Genomic DNA, 19,924 nt, shown 5'->3' on the forward strand with positions numbered 1-19,924 from the left:
TTTTTTAAATCCAGTGGTGATTCGAAATCCGCCTGGCGCCCTGGATTTTTTTGAGACCGAAAGATCCCTGGCCCGATTGAAGCAGGGACCGGAACGCCGGGGTTTAATGTTTCTGCTGTTCCAGCAGGGTCAGTGAACGGATATATTCACCGCGGGCTTCCCGGGTTGTCCCTACGATGAGCCACTTCTCGCCGCCGTGCCGCTCGCATACGCCCCGGGCCTCGATGGTCTCGCCTGCGAGGGCCTGCCCGCTGTAGGTATGGGTGAAAGACAGGACCTTCGAGATCTCCGGGTGTCGCACCAGGTAGACCGCAGGATTATCAAAAGCAAGCGATGCGTCCGTGACTATGGCCCGGAGGGTCATCGTCCCGTCCTTCTCCCCCGGTCCGGGGATCATCCGGTCCAGCTCGCCGTAGGAACGGGTGTAAAGCAGGTCGAAGTACGTGTCCCCGATCACCCCGCGGTTCCATTTCCGCACTTCGTGAAGCATGAACTCATCGAACGAGGTCTCGGGGTTTCTCTTCCTGTACACCCGGTGCCACATCTCGTCGTCGAGGTCCATGACGACCCTCTTTGATATCGCCGTACGGAGGGTTTCCTGGGCCGAGAACCAGGTGGGGCCATAGACCACGAGGTCGATGTCCGATGTCCCGATCTCGAGGCCGCAGAGAAACGAGCCGGTGATCCCCATACACCCCGGGGGGAGCCCGAAGATCTCCAGGAGCGCCCCGATCCGTCGGTCTCTCCGTGCACAACCGGGAAGCTCTTCCTCCGGCTTGAACACCCTCCTGATATCTTCGTAGGGGACCCGCTGTATCCGGTCTGAATACGAAGGTTTCTCCGATGCGATCAGGGCATACGCCTCCTCGAACTCGAGTTTCCGGTAGCGTTGGCCCTCCCGGTTGCTTCGTTCACCACGAGGGTCGGGGACGTACCGGAGCACGCACCCCACCCGGTCCGCATTATCGTACGCGGAGACCGCATAGAGCCAGCCGTCCCGGTCCTCTACAAAGTCCCGCAGGCGTATCGGTTTTTTGGCGTTCATTTCCTTGCAGCTCCGGCCAGGAATCCGGCGACCTCCTCCAGCATCGCCCCGGGCCTGACGATCTCCATGGAGGTAAGGTCGACCACGGTGCTCGGGGTTCCCGGAAGTCTCCCCCCGTCGATAAGGAGGTCGTGGGGTGCCCGGCATTCCTCCGGGGTGACCGGGTCCCGGCCACCGGAAATATTTGCCGAGGTGGCCGTGATCGGAGCATCGAACCGGTCGATCAGCTGCAGGGCGAGGGGGTGGTCCGGGAACCGGATCCCGACCTTTCCGAGGCCCACGGTGAGCATCTCGGGGATGACCTTCTTAGCCGGGAGAATTACCGTGACAGGCCCGGGAAGGAACCGGTCAATGAACTCGCCGGCGAGGTCGTCCACCCTTGCAACCCAGCAGATCATCTCTTCGCTCGAGACCGCGATGGATATGGGCTTCGAGAGGAGACGCTGTTTCGCCTCGTAGACCTTTAAAATTGCCTCTTCGGAGAGTGCGTCCCCTCCGAGGCCGTAAATGGTCTCGGTGGGATAGACCACGAGCCCGTCCTGCCGGAGCACCTGGACGGCCCTGTCGATGATATCCATTAAAATTCCTGGCCCCTGACCCTGGTGATATCAAAGACGGCCTTGGTCGAGACGTGCATGACCGCGAACACGCCTGCCTGGAGCGGGTCGGTGACCACCATGTCCGCATGCCGGGGGACGCTGCCCGCCATCTTCAATGCGATCACGGGGATTCCGGCATCCCGAACGCGGTCCACCGCCCGTGAGATCTCTCCTCCCATCAGGGACCCTGCGAGCACCAGGATCGATGCCCTGGGGAGTCTCGCTACCGCATCGACCGCCTCGGCAACCGTCTTTTCCCCGACGAGGGGGATGGTGTCCACCGAGATACGTTCTCCCCGGATATTGTGCCTGTCGGCCTCGTTCACCGCTCCCATGGCGACCTGCGCCACCTGTGCGCCGCCCCCGATGATGATCACCCTCGTCCCATAGATATGGGAAAAAGATTCCGTGCGGGTGATGTCCCGGACCGAGGAGATCCCGCTCAGTTCGCAGATCATCTGGTCCTGGTCCACGCCGTCCTCATACTCCACGTAGAGTTCGGCCATCCCCTTCCAGGGACCCGAGTCGAAGATCTCCTGGTGGACCATGAGCACATTTGCCCGGCAATGTGCGACAACCGTAAAAATGTCCTTCAGAACGCCTTTTCTGTTCTCGGCAATGATCCTGACGGCGTACACGCCGCTGGAAACCTCGTTCATGAACGAAATGCGATAACCGGGATTCGAACCCGGGCTAGAGGCTTGGGAAGCCCCTGTCCTACCACTAGACTATTATCGCCCGCTGATGCATAATCTTATTGCGGCCATTCTGTCTTAAAACTTGTTTTCGTGGTTTGATGAACAGTTCTCCGATCCGTGGTTCCTGCTGTGTCCGCCAGCCGTAAGCTGTATCTCCCTGATGACCTCCCGGTGATACGCGAGCAGCATATCGCTGATCACTCCGAACATGAAGACCTGGAACCCCACGACGATCAGGAGCACCGTGAGGATGGTGAGGGGCAGGTGGTCGATATGCTGGAACCATTCGTAGAGGACGTAGGCGCCGGTCACAAACCCGGCGATCATGATGACAATCCCGATTATGCCGAAATAAAACAGGGGATTGTTCATCTTCGCGAGCCGGTATATGGTGGAGGTGATCTTGAGCCCGTCGTGAAATGGATTCAGTTTTGTCGGCGTGCCCGGCCTCTTCCTGTACCGGACCGGGACGATGGCGATCTTCTGGTTCATCCGGACCGCCTCCGCGGAGATCTCGGTCTCGATTCCGAACCCGCCCTCGTGGAGCTGCATCTGCCGGACCGCTTCCCCGGAAAATGCACGGTATCCGGAGAGGATGTCGTTCAGGTAGCGGGCGTGCGCGAGTTTGAAAAGTCGGTTAAGAACCTGGTTCCCGAAAAAGTTCAGCCTCGAGAACGCCTCCCGGTTCTGATCGGTCAGCCGGTCCCCGATGACGTGATCGCAGCCTGAGAAGAGGGGCTCGAGCATCCTGTCCGCATCCTCCGGAAGATACGTCCCGTCCCCGTCGACCATGAGGATATAGGGCTTCTCAATCAGGTCGAATGCCTGGATGAGGGCATTACCCTTCCCTTTTCCTGACTGGACCACGACACGTGCTCCTTCGTGCTCCGCGACCGACCGGGTGTTGTCACTGCTCCCCCCGTCGATGACCAGGATGTCACGGTAGCCCTGTTCTCCGAGCTCCCGGATCAGGGAACCGACGGTGAGCCCCTCGTTAAGGGTCGGGATAAGCACGGTGACCTGGTCTTTTTGCACGCTCATCGGGATATTATTTAAATGCTCTTCACATAAGTCCTTGCATGCATCTCCAGAAAAAAGGGGTGCGCGTACTCGGAATCGCAGAAAGCTTCGCGTCCAGGAAGACTTCAGTGCTCGCCGGGGTGGTGATGCGGCGGGACCGGAGGATCGACGGGTTCAGGTGTGCCGCGGTGACTGTCGGCGGCGTGGACGCAACGGATGCGGTCCTTTCTCTCTACGCGGAGATGGATCGCAGGGATATCAACGCGATCATGCTTTCCGGCTGCGTCATCGCGTGGTATAATATCATCGATCCTGCGACGGTTGCGGAAAAGACCGGCCTCCCGGTCGTGGTGGTGACCTACGAGGATTCCACCGGGCTGGAAGAGGACCTTGCGAAACATTTTCCCGGGGATTCAGACCGACTGGAGCGTTACCGGGACCTCGGGTCACGGGAGGCGTTCTCCCTGCACACCGGGCATACCCTCTTTCTCCGGGCATTCGGCATCGATTTCCGTGAAGCGGGAAGGCTCTGCGACATCTTCACCCTCGACGGGAAGATCCCCGAGCCGCTCCGGGTCGCCCGGCTCTGTGCCCGGGGAGTCATGCATTATACGCAAAACTGGAGATGATCCGGTTTCCGGGCCGGTAGTAGACGTCCATCCTGATAGTATCGCCGGGCCGGAACGTCCCGTCGGTAAAATCTACCAGGATTTTCTCGCGCGGGTTCCATGAGAGCCCCGAACATCCCATTCCTCCCATATACTGGACGCCGAAATGGTGTGTGGAGATGAAATTGTACCCGTTGAAGGTCTCTATTGCGCAGTTCACCCGCTCGCCGTTCCGGAAGAACTCGGCCCGAAGATCGTCGTTTGTAAAAGACGCCGTTCCATTGTGGATGAGGAGCACCCGGGAGTCGTAGTTCAGGACGCCGTACTCGTTCGAATGGTAAACTGCCCTGATCTCCATGAACGACGGGACGAACGGGTCACCGGGACCGAACCAGTTCACGAAGCCGAGGAGCACCGCAAGGAGGATCGCCCCGAGCATGATGGTGAGCGCTATCATGATGAGCACCCCGGTGGTCTGGGAGTCGCCGGATTCGGGATCAGGACGCGTCAAACTATTCGAGGTTCATTCCGGGTTCAATAAATTTGCCGGAATGATCCCGGGAGCAGTACCGGACCTGTGCCATTATGAGTATTTAATCCCGGATCGCCTCCCTGACCATGGCGAACCGGGTTCACTCCGTGATCCTGCGTGAACCGGTTCGTTGCACGTGCCCCTGTTCCGGGGCCCGGATCTCAAAGGATGTAACAGGACGGTCAGGACGGAGGGATGAACGTCCGGTTCTCCCTCATAAAGACCCAGTAGCCTTTTCCGGGGACGATGATCTGACTATCGCTGTGCACCCCGCTCCCTCCCTGGATGATGGACGGTTCGTATACCTGGCCGACGGCATCGAACCCTATCATCATCACCCAGGACGAGTTCACCGGCGCCATGCCGTTCGCCGCGGTTGCGCTCGTCATACCGGGGATGCCGAACCCGTTCCACCCGGCCACCAGCGGCCTGCCTGCGTACGTCTGGTTATCCGAGAGGACCAGGCCGACACGCATCGGGTCCCGTGAATAAATCCAGATATTGTCCATCGCACTCAGGTTGTCATCCCTCGCCAGGGTCACCCATTCTTCCGAGGTCGCATTATAGGAGAACAGGCTGTGTGCCATGGTATCGACGCCGAAGAACACCACCCCGGGGGTGTTATACCCTGGTTCCAGGTTGACCGGGATAGAGATGAAGTTCCAGCCGGTGTAGAGCGTCAGGTTCCCCCCCGAGGGAGGCGGGGGCGTAGGGGTCGTGGGCAGTGTGGTCGGTGTCCCGGTCGCGGTGGGGCTCGTGGTCGGAGTGGTGGTGATCGTAGTGAGCGTGGGCGTAGGGCTCAGGGTAGTCGACGTCGGCGTGGGTGTGGCCGTGGTCGGGGTCGGGGTCACGGTAAAGGTGGGTGGAGGGGAGAGCGTGGGGGATATCGTCGGGGTCGGCGTTATCGGGACCAGAGTGGCGATTACCGTCGTGGTAGAGCCCGCCTGGATGGATACCTGGGTCTCGAAGCGTTGATACCCGGTCTTCTCTATTGCCACGCTGTGGGTTCCCGCCTGGACCCCCGGCAGGAACAGCGGGGTGGTCCCCACGACCACATTGTCCAGTATGACCGAGGCATCCGTCGGCGATGAGAACACCTGGAGGGTTCCGCCCCCGGTACCGGTCGTTGTCGGAGTCGGGGTCATTGTCGTTACCGTTGGCGTGGGGGTGCCCGTTGTCGGGGTCGGAGTCACCGTTGTTACTGTCGGGGTAGGAGTGCCCGTTGTCGGGGTTGGGGTTACGGTCGTTACCGTCGGTGTCGGTGTACCCGTTGTCGGAGTCGGGGTTAACGTCGTGACTGTCGGCGTTGGAGTTCCCGTAGTCGGGGTAGGGGTTAGGGTAAATGTGGGAGGCGGGGACAGGGTGGGGGATATCGTCGGGGTCGGCGTTATCGGGACCAGGGTTGCAATCACCGTCGTGGTAGAGCCCGCCTGGATGGACGCCTGTGTCTCGAAGCGATGATACCCGGTCTTCTCTATTGCCACGCTGTGGGTTCCCGCCTGGACCCCCGGCAGGAACAGCGGTGTCACCCCCACCGGAACATTATCGATGAAGACCTGTGCATCGGACGGGGATGAGAATACCTGGAGTGTCCCGGACAAGGTGCCCGTTTGAGTCGGGGTTACCGTCGGTGTCGGTGTACCCGTTGTCGGGGTGGGAGTTATTGTCGTAGTGGTGGGCGTCGGGGTTATCGTTGTCGGGGTTGGGGTTACGGTCGTCACTGTCGGGGTAGGGGTACCGGTTGTCGGGGTCGGGGTTGCTGTCGTTACCGTGGTCGTCGGGGTAACTGTTGTCACGGTGGGGGTCGGGGTGGAAGACCCCGCGGTCAGTCCCAGTTCACGTACCGATCCCGACTGGAAGACCGCGGTCTGGCCGGCAGGGAGTCCGCCCACGGTAAACTGAATGACCGGCGCTCCCCCTGAGAAATCCTGCTCATACGCATGGATGACGAGCCGGGGATCGAAGGGTCCGCTCCCGCCGTATGTCCCCGTCGTCGTTACCGTGATACTCCCCCGGAGTTCTCCGTTAATGTACCCCGACACGACGGTTCCCGGGGGGGCGGAGGCCCCGTTCAGGATGACCGGACCGTAGAACTCCGACGGGGGTACCTCGGGACCGAGAGTCGGGGTTGGGGTAGGAGTTGTCGTCGTGGGAGAAACGGTCGTTGTCGGGGTCGCGGTGGTTACGCTAGTCGTCGGGGTGGGGGTGGGGATCGGCCCGGAGGTGACCTGGATATAGTCGTATTTGATCAGGGAATGCGACCCGAATTCATCGCTCCGGTCCATCCGTACCGAGTAAATGCCGGGGTCGATATACTCGTGAACTACCTGTGCGTCCATGGTTGGGCTTACAGTCCCGTCCCCAAAGTTCCAGCTCCGGAACCGGACCTCCCCGGGAACGGTCGAGATATCGGTAAATTCGACCACAAGCGGAGCTTCCCCGAGGGTGATGTTTGCAATGAAATCGATCACGTATTCCTGGTCCTGGGCCACCACCGGGGAAAAAATCAGGAGGATTGCCAGAGTTCCAAGAATAATGCCGGCGGAATCGGACAGGGTCATTGTAGTGCTCCACGGTGGACGAATGAAATAATATATTAAGATTTCATAGGGGGTGGGGAATATTTACTCTTTTGCAGGTTCGTCGCCCGGTCGGCCTCCCGGCGGAGCATAACTCCCGTGCCCCCTCCCGATCCTGTACAATTATATTTTCGGTAAAACTGCGTGTTTTAATCGGATTTTTGAAACTATTCAGTATTTTTTGCAGGAGATATTCTCCCATACGATATAATGACCATCGACCGGGAATCAGGAGAACCTGCAGATTGAATGAAAGATAAAAAGAAGGGTATGTGAGAGGTGGAGAGGCCCGGCCGGACAAGTGGCAGCCTTCGCCCCGGTCCCGGCGCGAAGGCGGGCTTGTCGCTGACTGATCACTTGTTCTCGTCGCCGGTCCTGATCCGTATCGAACGTTCGACCGGGAGAACGAAGATCTTCCCGTCACCGATCTTCCCGGTCATCGCAGTCTCCTTTACGACCTGGATCACCATCTCGGAGTCCTTCTCCGGCACGATGATCTCCATGACCACCTTGGGCAGGAGGTCCACCCTCATGGCTCTCCCCCGGTACTGGAGGTTGATGCCCCGCTGGTCGCCACGGCCCATGACCTCGTACACGGTCATTCCGTAGATGTTACGGTCTTCGAGCGCCTTTTTTACAAATTCAAACCGCTCGGGTCTGATTACCGCCTTGATCATCTTCATCGGCACACCTCCTTACACTCTCTCCCCATGCTGGGAGATATCGAGTCCCACGTACTCTTCCTCCTCGGATACCCGCATCCCGATGGTCTTGTTCAGCACCCACGCGATGATGAAGGTTACCACGAACGCATAGATCAGTGCCGCGAACGCCCCGGTCGCATTGGCGAGGAACTGCTGGACGTTCCCTTCTATCAACCCCGAGTATCCGCCGATTGCCGCGACGGCAAAGATACCGGTGGCAATCGCTCCCCATAGACCTCCCATGCCGTGAACGGCCCAGGCATCCAGGCTCTCATCGAGGCCTTTGTTGATCCGGTAGAGCATGGCGCCGTAGCAGATCAATCCGGCAATCGCTCCGATCGCGATTGATCCCATGGTGTTCACGTATCCTGCGGCAGGAGTGATCGCCACCAGGCCCGCAATCGCCCCGCTGACCATACCGAGGGAGCTCGGCCTTCCCCTCACCCAGCTCGCGGCAAGCCATGCGAGCGCCCCTGCAGCAGCCGAAATATTGGTCACCACAAACGCGTTTGCGGCGATGCTGTTGGCCGCGAGGGCACTTCCGGCGTTAAACCCGAACCAGCCGAACCAGAGGAGGGCCGCTCCGAGCAGGGTCATGGGGATGTTATGCGGTTCCATGGTATACTGGCCGAAGCCCGCCCGTTTTCCTATGATGAGCGCCACCGCAAGGGCTGCAAACCCGGAACTGATATGCACGACCGTTCCTCCTGCAAAGTCCAGGGATCCGAACGCACCGGCCCAGCCGCCGCCCCATGCCCAGTGTGCGAGGGGATCGTAGACCAGCGTGGTCCAGAGCAGGGCGAACAGGACGAAGGCCGAAAGTTTCACCCGTTCCGCAAACCCTGATGTCACGATCGCCATGGCGATGGCGGCGAACATCAGCTGGAACGCCATGAACAGGATTGGGGGATACCCTGCGTCCCCGGCCTCCAGCCCGACGTTGTTCAGGCCCAGGAAATCAAGGTTCCCGATGAAGCCTCCCAGATCCTGCCCGAATGAGAGCGAGTACCCGAGGATTACCCACTGGATGCTCACCAGTGCGAAGGCGATGAATGAAAGCGCCACCATGGAGATGAAGTTCTTGCGCCGTACGAGACCCCCGTAGAAGAAGCCCACCCCGGGGGTCATCAGCATCACCATTGCGGTTGCTGTCAGGAGCCAGGCCGTTGTTCCGGTATCCAATGCCATATTCAGTTGCCTCGTTCGTCCAATGTTACAGGGTTCTTAAAGTTGAGCTCGTCGTGACGCCCGATGGATCGGACGCATAGTTACAACCGGGAACATCTCATGATGAAAGTTTCCGTCATCACGGGTCCCGGGTGGTGCCGGAGGATTCTCTCGCAGTCACCGGTTGATCAGGATCGGTTCAATGCCGGTTCGTTATTTCCGGCAGTTCATCCGGGATGAGCCTGTAGATTTACAGATTTTCCCGGGGGTTCCCGTTACGGGTGAAATCCGTACCGGGAGCAGATTGGTTCGAAATTACCACACACATCTTTTTTCAGTTCCATTTGATAGAAGGAAGTTGTTTTCTATGTATTATTAAATTATCTATTTTTCAAAGGACTCATATATAAATTTATTTGAAAAAACTACGAAAAAAGGGGCGTCGTCAGCACACGTTCCGTACTTTTTGAGCACCGGGTCGTGATCTCATGTACACTGGATCTACAAAAACACCAAAATTTAAAAAGCACCGTCATAAAAACACTAATATCCGCCGGGAAATTCCGGGCGGCCATATCAGAAGGAGCCCGGAAATCCCGCATGATTCCCGGGCCCCATAGAGCAAAGTTTGCAACCATTGTTGCATCGGAGAGAATTTATTTTGGGAGGCCTGAAATGCCGCTACATATCAGACCTCCACTTCGCCCGTGCGAATCCTGGTCGACCCTTCAACCGGGAGCACGAATATTCTGCCATCACCGATCTTGCCGGTCCTGGCCGAATTGATCACCGCCTCTACCGCGTCATTCTCTTTTTCAGCAGGTACGAAGACCTCCATGCACACCTTAGGGAGAAGGTCGATCGCGAACACCCCGCCCCGGAACTGGAGATGGAGCCCTTTCTGTTCGCCACGCCCCTTTACTTCCCATACGGACATCCCGTGGATCCCCTTCTCCTCCAGTGCCTTCTGGACAAACGGAAGGCGTTCTTCACGGATTATCGCCTTTATCAGTTTCATTCCATCGCTCCGTCCTTCCCGGAACACACGGACGAATCTCCTTCTCCCGGTACTCCCTGAAACATGACGTCGGCCGTTTCCTGGTCTTTCCTGAATATGGGCAGCCATTTGAGCCCCGCTTTCTTCAGCGTGGCGCTTATCAGCTGAACTGGCTGCTCTTCGTGCCCGGAACCTTCTGAATACGGCTGTCCGTCGATCGGAGACACGGTAAGGTACCTCTGTGCTTAGTGGAAGGAAGTAGTTGGTTTGTATATATAATATTTTTGTTTTTTCTACGCGCAAAAAAAATTAGTAGGTTGCCAGGTAGCGGTCAAGCTCCCAGGGGTGGACCGTGAGCCGGAATGCGTCGCTCTCCATTATCGCGATGCTTTCCAGGCACTCCATCACATGGCTTCCCATCGCCTTGGAGAGCACGGTGTTCTTGGAGAGTTCCGCCTGTGCTTCCATGAGGCTGCCGGGGAGCATGGAGATGCCCATCTTCTTCCGCTCTTCTGCGGTGAGGTGATAGATGTTCTTGTCGGTGCTCTCAGGAGGCATGATCTTGTTCTTGATCCCGTCCATTCCTGCGGCGAGCATCGCGGCGAAGGTAAGGTAGGGGTTGCACATCGGATCGGGGCTCCGGAACTCTGCACGGGTGCTGTTGCCACGTGCCGCGGGTACCCGGACCAGTGCCGACCGGTTCGCAGTGCTCCAGGTGATATACACCGGGGCCTCGTATCCGGGAACCAGCCGCTTGTAGGAGTTGATCGTCGGGTTCGCAACACGGGTAATCGCCCGGGCGTGCTTGAGCAGACCGCCGATATAGTACAGGCAGGTGTCCGAGAGCTGCTTCGGTCCGTCGGGGTCATAGAACGCATTCTTGCCGTCCTTCATCAGCGAGCCGTGGGTGTGCATTCCGCTCCCGTTGATCCCGCCGATGGGCTTGGCCATGAAAGTCGCGTGGAGGTTCTCTTTCAGCGCGAGGGTCTTTGTGGCGAACTTGAAAGTGATCACCTTGTCGGCGGTGTCGAGCGCATCGCTGTATTTGAAGTCGATCTCGTGCTGGCTCTCTGCGACCTCGTGGTGGGATGCCTCGATCTCGAATCCCATGTTGGTCAGGGCAAAGACGATGTCCCTCCGGACGTTCTCGGCCGAGTCGGTGGGGGCGAGATCGAAATACCCGCCGTAGTCCTGGAATTCGACCGAGGGTCTGCCGTTGCACATCTTGAAGAGGAAGAACTCGAGTTCGGGGCCGGTATTGAACTTATACCCCATCTGGGCCGCCTCTGCCAGGGTCTTTTTCAGGATGAACCGGGGGTCTCCCTCGAACGGCTTGTTCCCGTACGTGTAGATGTCACAGATGAAGCGGGCCACCCGTGCATCCGCCGGCCTCCAGGGAAGGATCGCGTAGGTGTTGAGGTCCGGTTTGAGGAGCATGTCGGACTCTTCGATCCGGGCGAAACCTTCGATTGAGGAGCCGTCAAACCAGATCCCCTCGGTGAGAGCCTTCTCAGCCTGCTCCACCGGGATGGCCACGTTCTTGGGCTGCCCCTGGATGTCAGTGAACTGAAGCCGCAAAAATTTTACCAGATCGGCGTCAATTCGTTCAAGCATTTCCGATACGACATCTTTGGTCATATGGAAATTAGCTTCTACCCAATTATATTTATACTTACTTAAGCATACATAATAAGGGCAGTCAATACAATTTTCCCGAATTAGCGAGATCTGTGATTTGAATGTGTGGAATCATTGGTGTGATCGACCGCGGCCGCGAACTGATGGACGGGAGTGCGATACGTACAGCTCTCGCCCGGATGGATGAGCGCGGAAGCGGTGAAGGAGCCGGATACGTGGCGTATGGCGTGTACCCCGATTATGCCGATTACTATGCCCTTCATATCTTCTATGACAATGTCCACGAGACCAAGAAGGCCGTGGAACAGGAACTATGCAAATGGGGCATGATCGAGCATCAGGAGGCCATTCCAACCTACGAACAGGGCAATATTCGAAAAGTGCATATTCCGTGGCGATATTTCTTCAAACCCGACCCGCTGCTGATGCCGAAGAGCACCACCCCGGAAGACGATATCGTGATGCACCTGGTGATGAAGGTAAACACCACCATCCCCGGTGCACTGATTTATTCGTCGGGAAAGAACCTGGGAGTGTTCAAGGCATCCGGATGGCCCGAGGAAGTAGCCGATTTTTACCGGATCCAGGACTATAAAGGATACATCTGGCTCGCCCACAACCGGTATCCCACCAACACCCCCGGCTGGTGGGGAGGGGCCCACCCGTTCAACCTCCTCCACTGGAGCGTGGTGCACAACGGGGAGATCACCTCCTACGGTACCAACAGGAGATACATCGAGAGTTTCGGCTACAGCTGCAGCATGTTCACCGACACCGAGGTCGTGGCCTACCTCTTCGACCTCCTCGTCCGGAGGCACGGGCTCGCCCCTGAAATGGCGGTGAAGGCCATGGCGCCAGCGTTCTGGGACGAGATCGACCGGATGCCCGCGAAAGAGCAGCAGATCAACCGGGCCATCAGGATGGCGTACGGGTCGGCGCTGATGAACGGCCCCTTCGCCATCGTGGTCGCCAAGCCCGATGCCATCGTGGGGTTCACCGACCGGATCAAGCTCCGCCCCCTGGTCACGGGCGAATGCGGCGACCGTCTGTACATCTCCAGCGAGGAAGCGGCGATACGGGCGATGGAGCCGGCAGTGGAAAAGATCGCCATGCCCCGTGCGGGCGAACCGGTGATCGGGAGAGTCTACGTATGACCATCGGGAGCGTTCCCCTGAAATTCAAGGTCAGCGTAGATGCCGAGCAGTGCATGCTCTGCGAGCGGTGCATCGAGAACTGTCCCTACGGGGTGTTCCGGAGGGAAGGCGACCAGCTCCGGATCAATTCCCGCCAGTGCGTGGCCTGCCACCGGTGCGTTGCCATGTGCCCCCGCGATGCGATCTCCATCGAGGAGCGGCCGATGGACTACAGGTCTCATCCCCTGTGGACACCGGAGGTCCGGGAGGCGATCTACAACCAGGCGAGGACCGGCAGGATAATCCTCTCCGGGATGGGCAACGCCCTTCCCTACCCGGTAATCTTCGACAGCCTCGTCCTCGATGCCTGCCAGGTCACCAATCCGAGCATCGATCCCCTGCGGGAACCGATGGAGATGCGTACCTACATCGGGAAAAAACCCTCAAGGCTCGAGTTCGTATCCCATAACGGCGATGTCGACCTGGTCACCCAGCTCGTGCCGAACCTCCAGCTCGAGACCCCCATCATGATCGGGCACATGAGCTACGGAGCGATCAGCCTCAATGCGCAGAAGAGCCTTGCCAGGGCGGTGACCGCGTCCGGGACCTTCATGGGGACCGGGGAAGGTGGACTGCACCAGGACCTCTACCCCTACCAGGACCACATGATCGTCCAGGTTGCCTCGGGCCGTTTCGGGGTGGACATCAACTACCTCGAACGGGGAGCGGCGATCGAGATCAAGATCGGCCAGGGAGCGAAGCCAGGTATAGGCGGGCACCTGCCCGGAGAGAAGGTATGTGCCGACGTCTCCTGCACCCGGATGATACCGCTCGGGAGCGATGCGATCAGCCCGGCCCCGCACCATGACATCTACAGTATCGAGGACCTCAAACAGCTGGTCCGGAGCCTGAAAGAGGCGACCGAGTGGAAAAAGCCGGTCTTCGTCAAGATCGCAGCGGTGCACAACTCCGCCGCGATCGCGGCCGGGATCGCCCGTTCGGCCGCGGACGCAGTGGTCATCGACGGGTTCCGCGGCGGCACGGGTGCTGCCCCGCGGGTCTTCCGCGACCACGTGGGGATACCCGTGGAAGCGGCCATCGCGAGCGTGGACGCAAAACTCCGGTCCCAGGGGATCCGGAACGAGGTGTCGCTCATCGCGAGCGGCGGGATCCGGGAGAGTGCGGATATCGCCAAGATCATCGCACTCGGCGCGGATGCAGTATACATAGGGACCGCGGCGCTCGTTGCCATGGGGTGCAGGGTATGCGGGACCTGCTACAAGGGCCTCTGCCCGTGGGGGATCGCCACCCAGCGGGAAGACCTTGTCGCGAGGCTCGACCCCGAAGTCGCCTCGAAAAACGTGGAAAACCTCATCCATGCCTGGACCCTGGAGCTCTCCGAACTGATGGGCGCCGCGGGGATCAACAGCATCGAGAGCCTGCGGGGCAACCGGGACAGGCTCCGGGGATACCTGCTCGATGAGTCCATTCTCAAGGTGCTCGACGTGAAACCCGTGGGGGCCTGAACAGCATGAGCGGGAACACAGTGCACATCGACGCGAAGGGGATGCACTACACCCCCCTGAACCAGGCCGTGAGGAAGGCGGTCGCCGAGGGAGCCGGGGAGGTCATCCTCGAGAATGTCCTCGGGCAGCGGTTCATCGCCGACGGGCTGAAGGGCAACGTCCACCTCGTCATCCACGGAGTCCCCGGGGGCGATCTCTGCATGTTCATGAGCGGCCCGACCTGCACGGTCTACGGGAACTGCGAACACGCACCGGGAAATACCATGGATGCCGGGAAGATTGTCATCCACGGGAGTGCGGGCGACGCGGTGGCCCACTCCATGCGGGGGGGAAAGATCTTCGTCCGGGACAATATCGGATACAGGGGCGGGATCCATATGAAGGAATACCAGGAGAAACGACCGGTGCTTGTCGTCGGAGGCTATGCGAGAGCATTCCTCGGCGAGTACATGGCCGGAGGGACTATCCTCGTCCTGGGACTTGATTCTCCGCAGGCGGTCGGGGAACGGGGTGTAGGGTCGGGAATCCACGGGGGTGAGATCATCCTCCGGGGTGACATCGACGATCTCCTCCTCGGGGTCGGCGCCCGGAAAACGCCGCTCGATGAGCACGAAAAGACCAGGATCGAACCACTCATCCGCGAATTCTGCGACCATTTCGGCAGAGATCCCGAACCGCTCTACCGGGACCGCTACGTCAGGATCACCCCGTCATCCAGCAGGCCGTTCGCGAACAAATATACATGGGAGTGAACCGATGGAGACCAGAAATTATCAGGATCTGAAGAAAGAGGTCTGGGACGCAGGCATCTGTGCAGGCTGCGGTGCCTGTGTCGCGGTCTGCCCTGCGGATGCGCTCTGTTTCGGAAAACCCGGCCAGGAGACCTGCCCGACGAATACCGGGTACTGCAAGAGCGCGAGCGACCAGGTCGCCTGCGGCGCATGCTACTATGCCTGCCCCAGGACCTCGGAGGGCCCGGGAGAGATCATCGGGCCGAACCTGGAGATCATCTCCGCGAAGGCCGGCTTTCCGGTCCCCCGCCGCCAGAGCGGGGGTGCGGTCACCGCACTCCTGGTCAATGCGCTCGAAGAGGGGATGATCGATGCGATCGTCACGGTCAGCGAGGACCGGTGGACCATGAAACCCTCTTCGGTGGTGATCACCTCGACGGAGGAGCTCGTATTCCAGGCGGGAAGCAGGTACAACTGGTGGGTGCCGCTGCTCAGCGCCCTGAAGACCGCGGTGGTCCGGAAGAAGTACCAGCGGATTGCGGTGGTGGGAGTACCATGCGTGGTGCAGGCGATCCAGAAGATCCGGGAGAGCGACCTTGATCTTCTCCGCCCTTACGCGAAGTCCATCCGCCTGGTCATCGGACTTTTCTGCACCGAGAGTTTCGATTACCACGCCCTCATGGAGAAGACCCTGAAGGAGACGTATAAGGTCGATACCTGGCAGATTGAGAAGATGGACGTCAAGGGGAAACTCGAGGTGACCATGAAGGACGGCTCGACCCTTGTGGTGCCACTGCCCGAGCTCGAGGAGACCATCCGGCCCGGATGCCGGTACTGCAGGGACCTCACCTCGGTATACGCGGATATCTCCGCCGGAGCGTTAGGAAGCCCCCGGGGAGAGACCACCCTCATCATCAGGAATCGTACCGGTGAGATCTTCGTAAAGAGCGCGGAAAAAACCGGCCGGCTGGTTACCGGTGCCGGAGTGGATCTTGCCCCGATAGAGAAACTGGGTCGGGCGAAACAGGCACGCCCCTGCAAGCCCTGAATTAACTCTTAAATTCTCTTATTTTCTTTAACCGACTGCATTTCTCACCTTAAATCATACCCGGGAAAAATAAAAACCCTGATTTTTTTTATTTTGTATTTTCAATATTATACAAAAGGAGAATGATTTTCTGCCTCTCAAATACCATTCCAAACCCCGAACAGAAGCATTTAGTCGTGAAAAACGGCGCAAGGTTTATAAGGTATGATTTCATACGCACACATATTCCCTTTTCGGACGGGGGACCATCCATACTCCGTGATCGCGAAACGGAGGATGATGAACTAAGTACATCCGGAAACTCGCAGGAAAAGCGAGATACAATCAAGGTGGCTGAAAATTATAGGATTTGGTGCGTCCAAGGTGGCTCTACTACTGTCATCTCCGTGCTGCAGAGCGACAGGGTAGCCGGCGGACCCAACCATGGGGAGTAAAAGAATATGAGTACTTCGACGAAGCGATCGCGGCGGTCCTATCAGCTGGTGCTGCTGGCTGCCGTGCTCTGCTGTATGGCATTTATTCTCCCGGCCTCGGCAGGCCCGGGTGATCCGACACATGTTGTTCTCAACATTTCGCCGGATATCGTATGTGCAGAAGACCATCAGATCAATATTACGTTCCATGCAAACTCGGGTATGAGTGCCGGGGTGAACGGTTTCCTGATCGGGTTCGACGAGGAGGAGATCGACCTCGAAGACATCACCCCACAGTGTATCACCGTCTATAATAACGGCCAGAGCGGGTCTCCCTCTGAAATCATCGTCTTCGAGACACCGGACCCCGAATACACTCAGTATTATTTCCCGGACGGTCTCACGGTGATAAAACTGTGGACTCCGATACCGATCACGTTCAATACCGACGTGACCATCATCATCGACTGCGCCGAGATCGAATGCCCGTGCAATTGTTCGGGTTACTTTGCATGGGTGGCCCGCGACGGTGGAACCGCGGTCATGAGCTCTCCCGACTACCTGAATGTCCAGATCGACGTGCATTCCGGGCAGAACGGTACCGTGGAGCTGCAGCCTGCAGGACCCGAAGCACCTCCGGACTTCACCGCAACCTTCCCGTGCTGCGATGACGCGACGTTCGAGATCGAGGCCGACCCGTGCTATTACATCTCGTCCGTGATTGTCACCCCGCTCTGCGGAGAGGATGACGAGGAGGAGTGCGTGTTCATTCCGCCGAATCCTGACGATTATTTCGGGGAGAGCGAGTACACTTACACGTTCACCAACCTGACATGCTGCTATGCCCTCGACGCGGAATTTGAGGCTCGCCAGTGCAATATCACCGCGGAGGCCTGCATGGGTGGCCGGATCCAGTCCCCCGACATGACCTGGTCCCCGCCCAACTACACCATGTCGTTCTATTGCGGTGATACTCCGACGTACTTCATCAAGCCGGACCTCTCCAACAAGATCTCCGATGTGACGGTCGACGGCGAGTCGGTCTACGATGACCTTGTGTTCTTCCAGAACGGAAGTGCGACCTACACGTTCGACCCGCTGGTGTGCGACGGGCAGGACATCGTCATCCGGGCCTGCTTCGAGCTTGCCCCCGTGGACGCCTTCCTGAAGTACCAGAACGCGACCCGGGACTGCCGGGGCGTGACCGAGGTCCAGGTCTACGGTGCCGATAACATCCAGGCGGTCCTCGATTATGTCGACCAGGTCTACCTGAGTGGCAACACTTCCTCGTTCGACATCAACGGGACCAGCACCGGGACTCATTTCGGTTCCTATTCTGCCGGGGTCTACGTTGACGATGCGACGAGCGGTGTCGGCGATACCCTGACCATCAACGTGCTCTCGCTGCCGTCGGTAAACCCGGAGACCTACAAGGTGACCTACGATGACGGGACGACGACCCGGTATGCAACGCTCACCATCCTGCTCGACGGAACCCCGGTCTGGGCCCCTGCCCCACCGGTCGGTGTCAGGGACGTGATCGACGTACAGGCCCAGATACCGGCATGGAACATGGTGACACAGGCGTACCTCGATGCGAACCCCGACTTTGAAGGGCTCATCGGCGCCGTCATCTATGTGGATGACGGGGACTACAACGAAGTCATCGAGGTCGACACCCCGGGGCTCCACCTGGTCAACATGACCGGGGCGTTCCCCGAGATCGATGCCGAAGGCCTGACTCCCGCCGGGAGCGGGGACACCAGGTCCGCGGTCTTCCTCTCAGCGGGGTGCACCGGCATCCAGGGCTTCGAGATTGAGGGTGCCGGAGAAGACGCCGGCGTGAACGCAAGCGGTATTGCGGTCTACCCGTCCAGCGAGAAGTGCCAGAGTGCATTTATCTGGGACTACGACCCGGTATCCGAGCAAAACATCCAGGTCCCGTGCCACTACGGCAGGGTGAACATTCTGGATAACGAGATCCATGAAAACACCGCAAGGGGTATCCGTGCGATCAACTGCAGTGTCCTGATCAGCGGCAACATGATCTATGAGAACGGTTTCGACGGGATCGCCGGTGAGGACCTGTTCACCGGAGTCGAGTGCATCGACCCGTTCGCATACACTCACAGCCCCGCCTCGAGCGAGATCATCTTCAACGATATCTTCGATAACGGCCCGAGCGGAAGAGGAGTCTGGGTCGTGTGGGACCCGGTCAGCCAGACGTACCGGTTCACCAGCAATGCGACCGCGTGCGGTACGCTGCCCGGCTGGACCGATTCGGGTATCGAGATCGATGAGATGAGCGAACCCGGCCTCGTCCCGGACCAGGTGCTCTACATCAAGCACAACTGGATCAACGGCAACTATCACGCGGGGATCTTCCTCATGGAAGACTCGACCGATGAGGCGCTGAACAACACTATCCTGATCGACGGGAACGACATCGAGTACAACGGTGTGTTCGGTATCTCCACGTTCGCAGGTGAACCCAGCCAGGTGACCGTCATCTACAACAACATCGTAGGGAACAGGTTCTGGGGAATCAAGAACTGGGAGACCGAGGACGAGGACGATGTCCTGATCGCCAAGGAGAACTTCTGGGGACCCGACGTAGGATCCGGGATCCCGTCGGGCGGACCGCACTGGGGTCCCGAGCCGATCACATCCCCCCTCATTCCCCCCTGCTACTGCCATGAGCCCGACCAGCGGAGCGATGCACTCGGCAACGGTGACAACGTGAGCCACTGGGTGGAGTACAACCCGTGGCTGTACTTCCCGTCCGATGAGATCTTCATGGACGATACCAACCCCATGTGGATGATGCGGGTGCTCGGGTCCGACACCCTCGAACTCCAGAAAGGCTGGAATACTCTCTCCGTCCCCTGCACCCTCTATACCAAGGCAGACACGATATCCGAGATCTCCACGCTCGGTGACTTCATCACCAACAACAACATGGTGATCGCATATTCCTGGAACGCGACCTCGGGTCTGTGGGAGAATATCGGTGCGAGTAATGCGAAGATCATCCCCAGCCAGGGATACTACATCAAGATGAAGGCTCCCACCAAGTTCCCGGTGCTCTATAGCAACAGCACGTCACCCGGGCTTCCCACCTACCCTGTGGTCCAGGGATGGAACCTTATCGGCGCTCCCTGGGGTATCGACCGGGTCGATGACGGCTACGGTGACGAAGGCCGCTGGGCAGTCGCAAGTCCCGAACTCGGCGACCCCGAGGCGTTCATGATGGTCTGGCAGTCGCTCGAATCCATCAAGGAAGGCAGCGGCGGGACCAAGGGAGTGGCCATCGTGATCAGCCCCTCGGTGCCCGGGCAGTACGCCATCTGGAGCGAGTCGGTAACCAGCGGGTTCTGGCAGATCACGAACACCAGGGAGATGGTGACCGGAGAAGGGTACTGGGTCTACATGGTGAACCCCTCGACCTACGCCGGATTCGAGATCACCCCGTTCTACTACACGTGA

17 protein-coding genes and 1 tRNA gene are annotated in these 19,924 nt (G+C 58.9%); 6 read left to right on the top strand and 12 right to left on the bottom strand.

The genetic code is table 11. From position 1 onward, the window contains the following. Positions 1–103 precede the first annotated feature (103 nt). From J2741_RS00805 to aglJ, 5 genes are all read right to left on the bottom strand, one after another. Positions 104–1,045, bottom strand: coding sequence for a DNA polymerase subunit beta (locus J2741_RS00805; RefSeq protein WP_209673162.1), 942 nt, complete (start codon positions 1,043–1,045; stop codon positions 104–106). Further along, a complete protein-coding gene (locus J2741_RS00810; protein ID WP_209673163.1) occupies positions 1,042–1,623 on the bottom strand; it encodes an L-threonylcarbamoyladenylate synthase in 582 nt (193 codons plus the stop codon). The genes J2741_RS00805 and J2741_RS00810 overlap by 4 nt, the downstream gene beginning before the upstream one ends. Continuing rightward, positions 1,623–2,303 carry a DUF5612 domain-containing protein gene (locus tag J2741_RS00815; protein ID WP_209673164.1) on the bottom strand — a complete coding sequence of 227 codons (681 nt, stop codon included), beginning with the start codon at positions 2,301–2,303 and terminating at the stop codon, positions 1,623–1,625. Before J2741_RS00815 ends, J2741_RS00810 begins: the two co-directional genes overlap by 1 nt. Positions 2,304–2,311: 8 nt before the next feature. Then, positions 2,312–2,382: transfer RNA gene (locus J2741_RS00820), tRNA-Gly, on the bottom strand. A gap of 35 nt (positions 2,383–2,417) precedes the next feature. Continuing rightward, positions 2,418–3,383, bottom strand: a complete 966-nt coding sequence (gene aglJ / locus J2741_RS00825; protein WP_209673165.1) for an S-layer glycoprotein N-glycosyltransferase AglJ — start codon at positions 3,381–3,383, stop codon at positions 2,418–2,420. Between the two features lie 38 nt (positions 3,384–3,421). Between aglJ and J2741_RS00830 the strand changes: the two genes are divergently transcribed. Beyond that, the gene (locus J2741_RS00830; protein WP_209673166.1) at positions 3,422–3,991 is read left to right on the top strand and encodes an endonuclease dU; all 570 of its coding nucleotides are present in this window, start codon (positions 3,422–3,424) and stop codon (positions 3,989–3,991) included. Here J2741_RS00830 and J2741_RS00835 read toward each other — a convergent pair. The 7 genes from J2741_RS00835 to glnA form a co-directional block, all read right to left on the bottom strand. Next, the gene (locus tag J2741_RS00835) at positions 3,963–4,481 is read right to left on the bottom strand and encodes a hypothetical protein (RefSeq protein ID WP_209673167.1); all 519 of its coding nucleotides are present in this window, start codon (positions 4,479–4,481) and stop codon (positions 3,963–3,965) included. The genes J2741_RS00830 and J2741_RS00835 overlap by 29 nt on opposite strands. 203 nt (positions 4,482–4,684) lie before the next feature. After that, positions 4,685–7,063 (bottom strand): PEGA domain-containing protein, encoded by a 2,379-nt coding sequence (locus J2741_RS00840; RefSeq protein ID WP_209673168.1) that lies wholly within the window; start codon positions 7,061–7,063, stop codon positions 4,685–4,687. Positions 7,064–7,434: 371 nt separating this feature from the next. Continuing rightward, complete coding sequence (locus J2741_RS00845) at positions 7,435–7,764, bottom strand: P-II family nitrogen regulator (protein WP_209673169.1); 330 nt, start codon at positions 7,762–7,764, stop codon at positions 7,435–7,437. A 12-nt stretch (positions 7,765–7,776) separates the two neighbouring features. Beyond that, positions 7,777–8,973, bottom strand: coding sequence for an ammonium transporter (locus J2741_RS00850; RefSeq protein ID WP_209673170.1), 1,197 nt, complete (start codon positions 8,971–8,973; stop codon positions 7,777–7,779). A gap of 667 nt (positions 8,974–9,640) precedes the next feature. Further along, entirely contained in the window at positions 9,641–9,970 is a 330-nt protein-coding gene (locus J2741_RS00855) for a P-II family nitrogen regulator (protein ID WP_209673171.1), read from the bottom strand. After that, positions 9,967–10,176: a hypothetical protein gene (locus J2741_RS00860; RefSeq protein ID WP_209673172.1), complete on the bottom strand. Its 210-nt coding sequence runs from the start codon at positions 10,174–10,176 to the stop codon at positions 9,967–9,969. The genes J2741_RS00855 and J2741_RS00860 overlap by 4 nt, the downstream gene beginning before the upstream one ends. Positions 10,177–10,258: 82 nt before the next feature. Beyond that, positions 10,259–11,587 carry a type I glutamate--ammonia ligase gene (gene glnA, locus J2741_RS00865; RefSeq protein ID WP_209673173.1) on the bottom strand — a complete coding sequence of 443 codons (1,329 nt, stop codon included), beginning with the start codon at positions 11,585–11,587 and terminating at the stop codon, positions 10,259–10,261. A gap of 101 nt (positions 11,588–11,688) precedes the next feature. On the opposite strand from glnA, the gene J2741_RS00870 reads away from it, so the two are divergent. The 5 genes from J2741_RS00870 (at position 11,689) to J2741_RS00890 (ending at position 19,924) form a co-directional block, all read left to right on the top strand. Then, positions 11,689–12,741, top strand: coding sequence for a class II glutamine amidotransferase (locus J2741_RS00870; protein WP_209673174.1), 1,053 nt, complete (start codon positions 11,689–11,691; stop codon positions 12,739–12,741). Further along, a complete protein-coding gene (locus J2741_RS00875; RefSeq protein WP_209673175.1) occupies positions 12,738–14,246 on the top strand; it encodes a glutamate synthase-related protein in 1,509 nt (502 codons plus the stop codon). The genes J2741_RS00870 and J2741_RS00875 overlap by 4 nt, the downstream gene beginning before the upstream one ends. A 5-nt stretch (positions 14,247–14,251) precedes the next feature. Then, positions 14,252–14,998 carry a GltB/FmdC/FwdC-like GXGXG domain-containing protein gene (locus J2741_RS00880; protein ID WP_209673176.1) on the top strand — a complete coding sequence of 249 codons (747 nt, stop codon included), beginning with the start codon at positions 14,252–14,254 and terminating at the stop codon, positions 14,996–14,998. Positions 14,999–15,002: 4 nt separating this feature from the next. Continuing rightward, the gene (locus tag J2741_RS00885; protein ID WP_209673177.1) at positions 15,003–16,025 is read left to right on the top strand and encodes a Coenzyme F420 hydrogenase/dehydrogenase, beta subunit C-terminal domain; all 1,023 of its coding nucleotides are present in this window, start codon (positions 15,003–15,005) and stop codon (positions 16,023–16,025) included. A gap of 440 nt (positions 16,026–16,465) precedes the next feature. Then, positions 16,466–19,924: a right-handed parallel beta-helix repeat-containing protein gene (locus J2741_RS00890; protein ID WP_209673178.1), complete on the top strand. Its 3,459-nt coding sequence runs from the start codon at positions 16,466–16,468 to the stop codon at positions 19,922–19,924.

It is taken from the genome of Methanolinea mesophila, assembly GCF_017873855.1.
In the GTDB taxonomy this organism is placed as follows: Archaea; Halobacteriota; Methanomicrobia; order Methanomicrobiales; family Methanospirillaceae; genus Methanolinea_B; species Methanolinea_B mesophila.

Bases quoted from the DNA above. Each gene is read 5' to 3' on its own strand.
- J2741_RS00805 (WP_209673162.1), bottom strand. From the start codon at position 1,045: ATGAACGCCAAAAAACCGATACGCCTGCGGGACTTTGTAGAGGACCGG.
- J2741_RS00810 (WP_209673163.1), bottom strand. From the start codon at position 1,623: ATGGATATCATCGACAGGGCCGTCCAGGTGCTCCGGCAGGACGGGCTC.
- J2741_RS00815 (WP_209673164.1), bottom strand. From the start codon at position 2,303: ATGAACGAGGTTTCCAGCGGCGTGTACGCCGTCAGGATCATTGCCGAG.
- aglJ (WP_209673165.1), bottom strand. From the start codon at position 3,383: ATGAGCGTGCAAAAAGACCAGGTCACCGTGCTTATCCCGACCCTTAAC.
- J2741_RS00830 (WP_209673166.1), top strand. From the start codon at position 3,422: ATGCATCTCCAGAAAAAAGGGGTGCGCGTACTCGGAATCGCAGAAAGC.
- J2741_RS00840 (WP_209673168.1), bottom strand. From the start codon at position 7,063: ATGACCCTGTCCGATTCCGCCGGCATTATTCTTGGAACTCTGGCAATC.
- J2741_RS00845 (WP_209673169.1), bottom strand. From the start codon at position 7,764: ATGAAGATGATCAAGGCGGTAATCAGACCCGAGCGGTTTGAATTTGTA.
- J2741_RS00850 (WP_209673170.1), bottom strand. From the start codon at position 8,973: ATGGCATTGGATACCGGAACAACGGCCTGGCTCCTGACAGCAACCGCA.
- J2741_RS00855 (WP_209673171.1), bottom strand. From the start codon at position 9,970: ATGAAACTGATAAAGGCGATAATCCGTGAAGAACGCCTTCCGTTTGTC.
- glnA (WP_209673173.1), bottom strand. From the start codon at position 11,587: ATGACCAAAGATGTCGTATCGGAAATGCTTGAACGAATTGACGCCGAT.
- J2741_RS00870 (WP_209673174.1), top strand. From the start codon at position 11,689: ATGTGTGGAATCATTGGTGTGATCGACCGCGGCCGCGAACTGATGGAC.
- J2741_RS00875 (WP_209673175.1), top strand. From the start codon at position 12,738: ATGACCATCGGGAGCGTTCCCCTGAAATTCAAGGTCAGCGTAGATGCC.
- J2741_RS00880 (WP_209673176.1), top strand. From the start codon at position 14,252: ATGAGCGGGAACACAGTGCACATCGACGCGAAGGGGATGCACTACACC.
- J2741_RS00885 (WP_209673177.1), top strand. From the start codon at position 15,003: ATGGAGACCAGAAATTATCAGGATCTGAAGAAAGAGGTCTGGGACGCA.
- J2741_RS00890 (WP_209673178.1), top strand. From the start codon at position 16,466: ATGAGTACTTCGACGAAGCGATCGCGGCGGTCCTATCAGCTGGTGCTG.